8 protein-coding genes are annotated in these 11,227 nt (G+C 72.0%); 6 read left to right on the top strand and 2 right to left on the bottom strand.

Annotation, left to right across the window (positions count from 1 at the left end; genetic code table 11):
- Positions 1-96: 96 nt before the first annotated feature.
- Positions 97-768 (bottom strand): DUF305 domain-containing protein, encoded by a 672-nt coding sequence (locus LCD35_RS01510; RefSeq protein WP_225043605.1) that lies wholly within the window; start codon positions 766-768, stop codon positions 97-99.
- Between the two features lie 4 nt (positions 769-772).
- Entirely contained in the window at positions 773-1,573 is an 801-nt protein-coding gene (locus LCD35_RS01505) for a DUF3105 domain-containing protein (RefSeq protein ID WP_224960387.1), read from the bottom strand.
- 209 nt (positions 1,574-1,782) lie between these two features.
- On the opposite strand from LCD35_RS01505, the gene argS reads away from it, so the two are divergent.
- The 6 genes from argS to rho all read left to right on the top strand — a co-directional run bounded on the left by argS (position 1,783) and on the right by rho (position 11,087).
- A complete protein-coding gene (gene argS / locus LCD35_RS01500; RefSeq protein ID WP_225043604.1) occupies positions 1,783-3,444 on the top strand; it encodes an arginine--tRNA ligase in 1,662 nt (553 codons plus the stop codon).
- A gap of 85 nt (positions 3,445-3,529) precedes the next feature.
- Positions 3,530-4,948, top strand: a complete 1,419-nt coding sequence (gene lysA / locus LCD35_RS01495; RefSeq protein ID WP_224960383.1) for a diaminopimelate decarboxylase — start codon at positions 3,530-3,532, stop codon at positions 4,946-4,948.
- Positions 4,949-6,253: a homoserine dehydrogenase gene (locus LCD35_RS01490; protein WP_224960381.1), complete on the top strand. Its 1,305-nt coding sequence runs from the start codon at positions 4,949-4,951 to the stop codon at positions 6,251-6,253.
- Positions 6,250-7,335, top strand: coding sequence for a threonine synthase (gene thrC / locus LCD35_RS01485; RefSeq protein WP_224960379.1), 1,086 nt, complete (start codon positions 6,250-6,252; stop codon positions 7,333-7,335). The genes LCD35_RS01490 and thrC overlap by 4 nt, the downstream gene beginning before the upstream one ends.
- Positions 7,336-7,337: 2 nt before the next feature.
- Positions 7,338-8,258, top strand: coding sequence for a homoserine kinase (gene thrB, locus LCD35_RS01480; protein WP_224960394.1), 921 nt, complete (start codon positions 7,338-7,340; stop codon positions 8,256-8,258).
- An 855-nt stretch (positions 8,259-9,113) separates the two neighbouring features.
- Complete coding sequence (gene rho / locus LCD35_RS01475) at positions 9,114-11,087, top strand: transcription termination factor Rho (protein WP_224960377.1); 1,974 nt, start codon at positions 9,114-9,116, stop codon at positions 11,085-11,087.
- The last annotated feature ends 140 nt before the right edge of the window (positions 11,088-11,227 follow it).

The raw sequence follows: 11,227 nt of genomic DNA, 5'->3' as shown, positions 1-11,227 counted from the left end.
TGCCCGTCGGCCCGGGGCGCGGGGGGGGGGGGGCCCCCGGCCGGGGGGGGGGGGCCCGCCCCCCCCCCCCCCCCCCGCCCCCCGGCTGCGGAGACCTCAGTTCGCGGGCAGCGGCGCGACCCCGCGGTCCGCCAGCATCCCGCGCATCAGCTCGCTCTCGGTGCCCTGCGAACCCAGCATGTTCGCCGCGAGCCCGCGCACCGGTTCGAGCCCGGCGTGCTCGGCGCCGTAGCGGGCCATCGGCGCCCCGCCCTCGTGGTGGCGCAGCATCAGCTGCAGGAAGTACGCGTCGAACGCGGGACCGTCGAGCCCGCGCAACCGGTCCAGCTCCGCGGTGTCGGCCATGCCGGGCATGGTGGCCGCGCCGTGCATCGAGTGCTGCTCCATGCCGTGCTCGTGCCCGCCGGAACCCATCCACCGCATCGGCGAGGTGCTGCCGGTCGGCTCGCCCCACAGGTTCAGCCAGCCCTGCATCCGACCGATCTGGTCGCGCTGGTTGGTCTCGATGTCGAAGGCGAGCTGGCGCACCGCGACGTCCGCCGCGTGCTCCCTGGCGAGCGTGGCCATGGTCACGGCCTGCTGGTGGTGCGTCGACATGTCCTGCGCGAACCCGATGTCGACGGCGCTCGGTGCCGGTTCGGAGTCGTGCGAGGGGGTGGCGATGAGCAGCCCGCCCGCGCCGCCGAGCAGCAGCAGGGCGGCGGCCGCCACGACGGCGATGGCGATGCGCACCGGCATCGACGCGCCGGGGTTCTCCTGGGTGCTCACCGGGTCACCGACCGCCCATCTCGCCCTGCGCCTGCTGGGTGCCCTCCCCGCTCATCGGGATGGCGTCCGCGGGCGGCGGGCTCGCGTCGAACGGCGGCGGGTTCTGGGTGTCGAACGCGCCCGGGTAGGCCTGGCAGGAGCCGCCGATCTCCGGGTAGACGTTGTTCGGGTTCTCCTTGAGCGCGGTGATGAACTGGTCGATGCGCGCGTCGTCCGGGCTGTCCAGCTTCAGCTGGTGGCCCCAGGACTGCAGGGAGATCGGGGAGTCGAGGCCCGGGTACGGCGACATCATCGTGTAGGGCTTGTTCTCCACCCGGCGGGCGAGCTTCTCCTTGCCCGCCTCGTCGATCCGCGCCGGGTCGTAGGCGATCCAGATGGCGCCGTGCTCCAGCGAGTGCACCATGTTCTCGGTCCGCACCGCGTTCGGGTAGACGACGCCGGTGCAGTCGGCCCAGATCCCGTCGTGCGGGCCGCCGTAGGGGGGCGTCTTGTCGTAGGCGACGCGCTGGGCCGGAGTGACGTGCTGCTGGCCCGGGTACTCGGCGGTGACGACGCCGGGGATGCCCTTGGACGGGTCCGGGTTCTCCGGGCTCGGCTTGAACGGTGCGGCGGCGGCTTCCGCCTTGGCCTGCGCCTCCCGCGACTCGGCCTGGCCGGCGTAGCGGACGTAGGCGTAGCCGAAGACCACGACCGCGACGAGGAGCACCACTCCGACTCCGGAGATCGTCGCCCACGGGATCGAGCGCTGCTGCACCACGGAACCGCGCGCCTTGCGCATCGCCTTGCTCTGCTTACCGCTCGCCATGCTGTCCGGACCTCGTCTCGCCATCGGTCGCCAGGTGACCCGGCTCGCCAGTCTAGGGATCCCACGGCCACCGGAGGGCGTACGTCGAACACGTCGTGGGTCACGTTCTCACACCGAGGTCACCGCCCGATCACCTACCGTGCACGCGGCGGGCCCGGCGATCGCACCCGTTCGCTGAACAGCGGCGACGCATCCTTAGACTTCTCCAGGTGACTCCCGCCGCGCTCGCTGATCTGGTCCGCAACGCCGCCGTCGACGTGCTCTCCGCACGTGACCTGGACGTTTCCGTGCTCCCGGAGACGGTGACGGTGGAGCGCCCCCGCAACCCCGAGCACGGCGACTACGCGACGAACCTGGCGATGCAGGTCGCGAAGAAGGCGGGCGTGCCGCCGCGCGACCTGGCGACCTGGCTGTCCGAGGCGCTGGCCGCGCAGGACGGCATCACCGAGGTGACCGTCGCCGGGCCGGGCTTCCTGAACCTGCGGCTGGCCACCGACGCGCAGGCCGGGATCGTGCGCGACGTCGTCACCGCCGGAGCCGGGTTCGGCCGCGGCGACCGCTACCAGGGCCTGCGGGTGAACCTGGAGTTCGTCTCGGCGAACCCGACCGGCCCGATCCACCTGGGCGGCACCCGCTGGGCCGCGGTCGGCGACGCGCTGGGCCGCACCCTGTCCGCGCAGGGCGCCGAGGTGGTGCGCGAGTACTACTTCAACGACGCGGGCGCGCAGATCGACCGCTTCGTGCTGTCGCTGCTGGCCGCCGCGAAGGGCGAGCCCGCGCCGGAGGACGGCTACGGCGGCGACTACATCGCCGACATCGCCCAGCGGGTGCTCGCCGCCGAACCGGGCGCGCTGGAGCAGCCGGAGGCCGAACGGCACGAGACGTTCCGGCGCGTCGGCGTGGGCCTCATGTTCGAAGAGATCAAGCGCAGCCTGCACGAGTTCGGCACCGACTTCGACGTCTTCTTCCACGAGGACTCGCTGCACTCCTCCGGCGCGGTGGAGACGGCCGTCGCGCAGCTGAAGGAATCCGGGCACCTGTACTTCGAGGACGGCGCCTGGTGGCTGCGCTCCACCGAGTTCGGCGACGACAAGGACCGGGTGGTGATCAAGAGCGACGGGGGCACCGCCTACATCGCCGGGGACATCGCCTACCTGCGGGACAAGCGGGGCCGCGGCTTCGACCTGTGCCTGTACATGCTCGGCGCCGACCACCACGGCTACGTGAGCAGGCTCAAGGCCGCGGCCGCCGCGTTCGACGACGACCCGAACGCGGTCGAGGTGCTGATCGGGCAGCTGGTGAACCTGGTGCGCGACGGGAAACCGGTGCGGATGAGCAAGCGCGCGGGCACCGTCGTCACCCTGGAGGACCTGGTCGAGGCGGTCGGCGTGGACGCCGCCCGCTACTCGCTGACCCGCTCCTCGGTGGACTCGGCCGTGGACATCGACCTGGACCTGATCAGCAAGCGCAGCAACGAGAACCCGGTCTACTACGTGCAGTACGCGCACGCCCGGCTGTCCTCGTTGCAGCGCAACGCCGCGTCCCTCGGCATCGACCGGGGACCGGTGCAGGAGGCGGACCTGTCGCTGCTCTCCCACGAACGCGAGGGCGACCTGATCCGCACGCTCGGCGAGTACCCGCGAGTGGTGCTCTCCGCCGCCGAACTGCGGGAACCGCACCGCATCGCGCGGTACCTGGAAGAAGTGGCCAGCGCCTACCACAAGTTCTACGACGCGTGCCGCGTGCTGCAGCCCGGTGATGACCAGGCGAACGCGCTGACGATCGCGCGCCTGCAGCTGTGCGAGGCGACCCGCCAGGTGCTGGCCAACGGTCTGGGGCTGCTCGGAGTGAGCGCCCCCGACCAGATGTGACCGACGACGTCCACGCCCGGCGTTCGGGCGGCCGCGCCGGGGAACGGCTCCCCGGCCGGCACGAATCCGCAGAGGAGCCGCGATCATGCGCGCCCATCCCGCCGGACCTCGGCACGCCGAGGTCCTGTTGCCGGGCAGCACAGCCGGGCCGGTCCCGGCGGACGAGTCCGAGCTCGACGAGTTGCACGCGGCGGTGTGGCCGCGCGGTGCGCACCGGGAGGACGACGGCGCCGTCTCCTTCGCCGGGACGGACGTGCGCGAACTCGTCCGCGAGCACGGCACCCCGCTGTTCGTCCTCGACGAGGCCGACTTCCGGTCCCGCTGCGCCGAATACGCGACCGCGTTCGGCGACCCCGCATCCGTGCACTACGCGTCGAAGGCGTTCCTGTGCACCGAGGTGGCCCGCTGGGTCGCCGAGGAAGGCCTGAGCCTGGACGTGTGCAGCGGCGGTGAGCTCCGCGTCGCGCTGCGCGCCGAGTTCCCGCCGGAGCGCATCACGTTCCACGGCAACAACAAGTCCACCGCGGAGCTGGCGACCGCCGTGGACGCCGGCGTCGGTTCCGTCGTGCTGGACTCGTTCCACGAGATCGCCCGCCTGGACCACCTGGCCCGCGAACGCGGTGTCGTGCAGCCGGTGATGATCCGGGTCACCGTCGGTGTCGAAGCGCACACCCACGAGTTCATCGCCACCGCGCACGAGGACCAGAAGTTCGGGTTCTCGCTGGCCGCGGGCAACGCCGCCGAAGCGGCCCGCCGCGTCATCAAGGCCGACGGCCTCGACCTGGTGGGCCTGCACAGCCACATCGGTTCGCAGATCTTCGACGACGACGGTTTCGGCCTGTCCGCGCACCGGGTGGTGTCGCTGCTGGCCGAGCTGCGCGCCGAGCACGGCGCCGAAGCGCTGGGGAACCTGACCACCGTGGACCTCGGCGGCGGCCTCGGCATCGCCTACACCCCCGACGACGACCCGCTGCCGGTGCGGGAGCTGGCGACCCGGCTGCACGACGTGGTCCGCAAGGAGTGCGACCTCGCCGGGTTCGAGCCGCCGCGGGTGGCCGTCGAACCGGGCCGCGCCATCGCCGGGCCCGGCACGGTCACCGTCTACGAAGTGGGAACGATCAAGGACGTCGAGCTCGACGGCGGCGTGTCGCGCCGCTACGTGAGCGTGGACGGCGGCATGAGCGACAACATCCGCACCTCGCTCTACGACGCCGTCTACGACTGCAGGCTCGTCTCCCGATCGGCCGAAGCGCCCCCCGTGCTGTCCCGCATCGTGGGCAAGCATTGTGAGTCCGGTGACGTTGTGGTGCGAGACTGCTGGTTGCCGGAGGACATTGCTCCGGGCGACCTGCTGGCCGTCGCCGCGACGGGAGCCTACTGCTACGTGATGGCGAGCAACTACAACCGACTCCCCAAGCCGCCGGTGGTCGCCGTGCGGGACGGGCGGTCGCGACTGCTGCTGCGCAGGGAGACCGAGGACGACCTGCTCCGGCTGGAGGTGTGAGTGATCGAGGACCGTGAGCCGATCCGCGTCGCGCTGCTGGGCTGCGGCACGGTCGGCACCGAGGTACTGCGCCTGCTGCAGGGCCGCCCCGAGGAGTTCGCGGCGCGGACCGGTGCACCCGTGCAGGTCACCGGCGTCGCCGTGCGGCGGCTCCACAAGCATCCGAACGTCCCCGAGCAGCTGCTCACCACGGACGCCGCCGCGCTCGTCGACGGCGACGTGGACGTGGTGGTGGAGCTGATCGGCGGCATCGAACCGGCCCGCTCGCTGCTGCTGCGCGCGCTGCGCAGCGGCAAGTCGGTGGTGACGGGGAACAAGGCGTTGCTGGCCGAGCACGGCTCGGAGCTGTACGCCGCCGCCGACGAGTCCGGGGCGGACATCTACTTCGAGGCCGCCGTCGCCGGGGCCATCCCGCTGCTGCGCCCGCTGCGCGAATCCCTCGCCGGGGACCGCATCAACCGGGTGATGGGCATCGTCAACGGCACGACGAACTACATCCTGTCCGCGATGGACTCCACGGGCGCCGGCTACTCGGAGACCTTGGACGAGGCCGGGCGGCTGGGCTACGCGGAAGCGGATCCGACCGCCGACGTGGACGGCTTCGACGCGGCGGCGAAGGCCACCATCCTGGCGTCGCTGGCGTTCCACACCCGGGTCGCGGCCACCGACGTGCACCGCGAGGGCATCTCCGGCGTCACCCCCGGCGACATCGCGGCCGCGAAATCGCTGGACCGGGTGGTGAAGCTGCTGGCGATCTGCGAGCGCGTCGTCGCCGAGGACGGCACCGAATCGGTCTCGGCCCGCGTGCACCCGGCGATGATCCCCCGGGACCACCCGCTGGCCGGGGTCGGCGGCGCCTACAACGCGGTGTTCGTGGAGGCCGAGGCCGCGGGGAGCCTGATGTTCTACGGCCAGGGCGCCGGCGGGGAGCCGACCGCGAGCGCGGTGCTGGGCGACCTCGTCGCGGTGGCGCGGAACCTGGTCGTGGCGGGCAAGGGTCCGCGCGAGTCGGCACACGCGAACCTGCCGGTGCAGCCGATGGGCGCCACCCCCACCCGCTACCACATCAGCCTCGACGTGGACGACAAACCGGGCGTGCTGTCCCAGGTGGCGGCCACGTTCAACGACAACGATGTGAGCATCTCGGTGGTGCGCCAGGCGGGCAGGGGCGAAGAGGCCAGCCTGGTCGTGGTCACCCACACCGCCACCGATGCGGCCCTGAAATCCACAGTGGACAAGATTGCCGGGTTGGCCTCGGTGCGCGAGGTCGTCAGCGTGATGCGCGTGGAAGGTGAACCGTCGTGACTTCGAACATCCAGGGTGCGCCCGCGAGGGCCGGGTGGCCCGGCCTCATCGAGGCGTACCGGGACCGGGTGGAGATCCCCGAGGGCGCCCGCGTGGTCACCCTGCAGGAGGGCGGCACCCCGCTGGTGCCCGCGCAGCACCTCTCCGAGCTCACCGGCTGCGAGGTCCACCTCAAGGTCGAGGGCGCGAACCCGACCGGTTCCTTCAAGGACCGCGGTATGACGGTCGCCATCACGCACGCGCTCGCCGCGGGCAGCAAGGCCGTCATCTGCGCCTCGACCGGCAACACCTCCGCCTCGGCCGCGGCCTACGCCTCGCGCGCCGGGCTCACCTCGGCGGTGCTGGTGCCGCAGGGCAAGATCGCGATGGGCAAGCTGGCGCAGGCCGTGGCGCACGGCGCGAAGATCCTGCAGGTGCAGGGCAACTTCGACGACTGCCTCGAACTCGCCCGCAAGACCTCCGCCGAGCACCCGGTGACGCTGGTCAACTCGGTGAATCCGGTGCGGCTGGAAGGCCAGAAGACCGCCGCGTTCGAGATCTGCGACGTGCTCGGCTCCGCCCCCGACGTGCACTGCCTGCCGGTGGGCAACGCGGGCAACATCACCGCCTACTGGAAGGGCTACGCGGAGTACGCCGCGGACGGCGTGATCCCGTCCACCCCGCGGATGTTCGGCTTCCAGGCCGCGGGCGCCGCGCCGCTCGTGCACGGCGCGCCCGTGCTCGAACCGGAGACGATCGCCACCGCCATCCGGGTCGGCAGCCCCGCCTCCTGGCAGCACGCGGTGTCCGCGAAGGACGCCTCCGGCGGCCTGTTCGCCGCGGTCACCGACGAGCAGATCCTGCACGCCTACCGGCTGCTGTCCTCCCGGGAAGGCGTGTTCGTCGAACCCGCCTCCGCCTCCAGCGTCGCCGGGCTGCTGGCCGCGGTCGAGGACGGCCGGTTGCCGCGCGGGTCCCGCGTCGTGTGCACCGTCACCGGGCACGGCCTCAAGGACCCGGACACGGCGCTGTCCGGCATGGTCGAGGTCGAGCCGCTGCCGGTGGACCCGCGAGCCGTGGCCACCGCGCTGGAACTGGTGTGAGCCTGCGGGCCGGCGGTGGGGTGCGGGTCGTGGTGCCCGCCTCCACCGCCAACCTCGGCTCCGGGTTCGACGCGCTCGGCATGGCGCTCGCGCTGCACGACACCGTGCACGTGGCGGTGACCGGCGGCCCGCCCGGCAGCGCGGTGGTGACCGCCGAGGGCGAAGGCGCCGGATCGATCCCCACCGACCACGAGCACCTGGTCGTGCGGGTGCTGCACCGCACCTGGTCCGAGCTCGGCGTGCCCGCGCCTGCCGTCCGGTTGCGCTGCCGCAACGCCATCCCGCACTCGCGGGGGCTGGGTTCCTCGGCCGCGGCGATCGTCGCCGGGGTCGCGGCGGCCTACGAACTCGCCGGTTTCCCGCTGCGCGAGACCAAGAACCTCGAACAGGCGCTGCACCTGGCCGCCGACTGCGAAGGCCACGGCGACAACGTCGCGGCCAGCCTGCTCGGCGGCGTGGTGATCGCCTGGCAGGAGGCGGACCGGTTCCGCGCCGCCTCGCTGCCCGCGCATCCGGACGTGCACCCGATCGCGCTGGTCGCGGGCGGCGAGTCCGCCACGCACACCACTCGCGGATTGCTGCCCGAGCGGGTTCCGCACGCGGACGCCGCGTTCGCCGCGGGCCGTGCCGCGCTCGCCGTGCACGCCCTCACGACCGACCCGTCGCTGCTGCTGGCCGCCACCGACGACCGGCTGCACCAGGACTACCGGGAATCGGCGTGGCCGAACACCATCGAGCTGGTGCGGCGGCTGCGCGCGGCAGGCGTGCCCGCCGCCGTGTCCGGCGCCGGACCGACGGTGCTGGCGCTGCCCGCGGGCGGTGAACTGCCCCGCACGGTGGACACCAGCGGGTTCACCGCGCTGCGCCTTCCGGTCGATCGGCGCGGCGTTCAGGTGATATCCGAGCCGACGACGGCGGAATGACCGGCCCGGGCCGACCATTCCGCCGCGCGTGGTGGTACAAAGGACATGTCGGCAGGACGTCAGGACTGCACGGCAGGTGTTCCGAAACGGTGGATGCTCCGGCACGGCCGATTGCGCGAACACCGTGATCGAACGAGGGCGTGCCACGCCTGCGGAGGTTGTTGCACCTCGGTGGCGAGGCGTCTACCCTCAAGGTCAATCAGTCACCGCGCGCTCGGCGCCGGTGCCGCATCCGGAGCTTCGTTCTCCGGGGCACATTTCCCGCTGGTGAATCGACTCCACTCCACACGGGTGAAGATCAGGATCTGCGGGTTGCCGGACGCGGTGGCAGAGGCAGGAGTTGTCAACTCAATGGGGTTCGCGCGGGGCTGCCGACCTGTGGGTTCCGGCCGACGCCGCATGGGGGCCTGACCGCGATGGTCATGCTTTCGACGCGATCGACGCCGGATCGGCGCACCCCGGTGCCCGTCGTCCCGATTCCGCTCTGCGGCAGATCGGGCCGGACCGGAAATCACAGCGCTCCCCGTGAACGACGACATCTGAGTGAGGCGGCAGCAGGGCGTGCATCGGCGAGTGTGGATCGGAGTGGATGCGTCGCACGTGCACCGTGGTTCTGACACGCAGGAGCGTGAAAACCGCACCGCGCAACGGCATTCGGACGAGCACATGACCCGGGTACCTCCCACCGCCCGGTGCTGCTGGTCCCCCTGATCGCCGACGTCGATCGAGCCGCGCGTGCGTGTTGAACTCGACCGGCATCGGGCTGGTAGCACATCAAGGCCGTTCCGCTGACAACAGCGGGCGGGCAATCCGCTGGGTCGCGTAGGAGGCGCGGTCCGGTCAGGAAGGACATTCGTGAGCAACACCGAACTGTTGAGCAGCGAGACGACCAACGGCGTCTCCCAGGCTGGCCAGCAGGAGTCTGAGCAGCCGTCCGCGGGCGCCGAGACCAACGGCGCCCCGCGCCGCCGCGGCGGGCTGTCCGGCATGGTCCTCGCCGAGCTTCGACAACTCGCCGGGGAACTGGGGATCGACACCAGCGGCCTGCGCAAGGGCGACCTGATCGCGGCCATCAAGGAGCGGCAGGGCGGCGCCCCCGCCAAGCCCCGCGCGGCCGCCAAGCCTGCGCAGGAGGACGCCCCGGCGCAAGAGACCGCGCCGAGCCGCGGCAAGTCCCACCAGCCCGCGCTGGACGAGACCGACTCCGCTGCCCAGCAGCAGGACTCGGGCTCGGACTCCGGCAACAACGGCTCCGCGCCGAACCGCGGGCGCTCCCGGCGCCAGCAGCCCGCCGAGCAGGGCGGTGAGGACGAGGGCCGCCGCGGCAACCGCCGCCGTCGCTCCTCCAACCGCTCCGGCGGCAACCAGGACCAGGGCGACGAGCGCGGCCAGGACCGGGGCGACCGGCAGAACGACCGCGGCGACCGGGGCGACAACCGGGACCGCGACAAGGACAACAACCGGGGTGACCGGGGCGGCCAGGACCGGGGTGATCGCGGCGACCGGGGTGGCCAGGACCGGGGCGACCGGCAGAACTCCCGGCAGCAGCAGGACAAGCAGGACAACCGTCCGCAGGACGACTCCGACGAGGACGGCGGCCGCAGGCGCGGACGCCGCTTCCGGGACCGCAGGCGCAACCGCGGCCGTGCCGAAGGTGGCGGCAACGAGCCCGAGGTCCGCGAGGACGACGTCCTGCTGCCCGTCGCCGGCATCCTCGACGTGCTGGAGAACTACGCGTTCGTCCGCACCTCGGGCTACCTCGCCGGGCCGAACGACGTGTACGTGTCGCTGTCGCTGGTCCGCAAGTACGGGCTGCGCCGCGGTGACGCGATCAAGGGCGTCATCCGGCAGCCCCGGGACAACGAGCAGCAGCGGCAGAAGTTCAACCCGCTGGTCCGCGTCGACTCCATCAACGGCCTCGAACCGGAGGCGTCGAAGGGCCGCTCGGAGTTCCACAAGCTGACCCCGCTGTACCCGAACGAGCGACTGCGGCTGGAAACCGAACCGCAGAACCTCACCGGCCGGATCATCGACCTGGTGATGCCCGTCGGCAAGGGCCAGCGCGCGCTGATCGTCTCGCCGCCGAAGGCGGGCAAGACGATGGTGCTGCAGGCGATCGCCAACGCGATCACCACGAACAACCCGGAATGCCACCTCATGGTGGTGCTCGCCGACGAGCGCCCCGAAGAGGTCACCGACATGCAGCGCTCGGTCAAGGGCGAGGTCATCGCCTCCACCTTCGACCGCCCGCCGTCGGACCACACCACCGTCGCCGAGCTGTCCATCGAGCGGGCCAAGCGGCTCGTCGAGATGGGGCACGACGTGGTCGTGCTGCTCGACTCGATCACCCGCCTCGGCCGCGCCTACAACCTCGCGGCCCCCGCGTCCGGCCGGATCCTCTCCGGTGGTGTCGACTCGACCGCGCTGTACCCGCCGAAGCGGTTCCTCGGCGCGGCCCGCAACATCGAGAACGGCGGCTCGCTGACCATCTTCGCCACGGCGCTGGTGGAAACCGGATCCACGATGGACACGGTGATCTTCGAGGAGTTCAAGGGCACCGGCAACGCCGAGCTCAAGCTGGACCGCAAGCTCGCCGACAAGCGGCTGTTCCCCGCCGTCGACGTGGACGCCTCCAGCACCCGCAAGGACGAGATCCTGCTCGCACCCGACGAGCTCACCGTCACGCACAAGCTGCGCCGGGTGCTCGCCGCGCTGGACGCCCAGCAGTCGCTGGAACTCCTGCAGGAACGGCTGCGCAAGTCGCGCACCAACATCGAGTTCCTGATGCAGGTCGCCAAGAACGCCCCCGGTGGCAAGGACGACAACTGACGTCCGAACCACACACGGACCGGGCCCCCCCCCGCGCGGGGGGGGGGGCGGGGGGGTTTTAACAGGGGGGGGGGATGGCACCACAAGTGACCCCCCGTACCGCGGCCCCCCGGGGGGGGGGGGGGGCGGCACAGGCCCGG

Source organism: Saccharopolyspora sp. 6V, from assembly GCF_020176785.1.
Classification (GTDB): Bacteria; Actinomycetota; Actinomycetes; order Mycobacteriales; family Pseudonocardiaceae; genus Saccharopolyspora_C; species Saccharopolyspora_C gregorii.
Note: the sequence above shows the minus strand (reverse complement) of the source record. Positions and strands in the feature narration are given on the sequence as shown.

Bases quoted from the DNA above. Each gene is read 5' to 3' on its own strand.
- LCD35_RS01505 (WP_224960387.1), bottom strand. From the start codon at position 1,573: ATGGCGAGCGGTAAGCAGAGCAAGGCGATGCGCAAGGCGCGCGGTTCC.
- lysA (WP_224960383.1), top strand. From the start codon at position 3,530: ATGCGCGCCCATCCCGCCGGACCTCGGCACGCCGAGGTCCTGTTGCCG.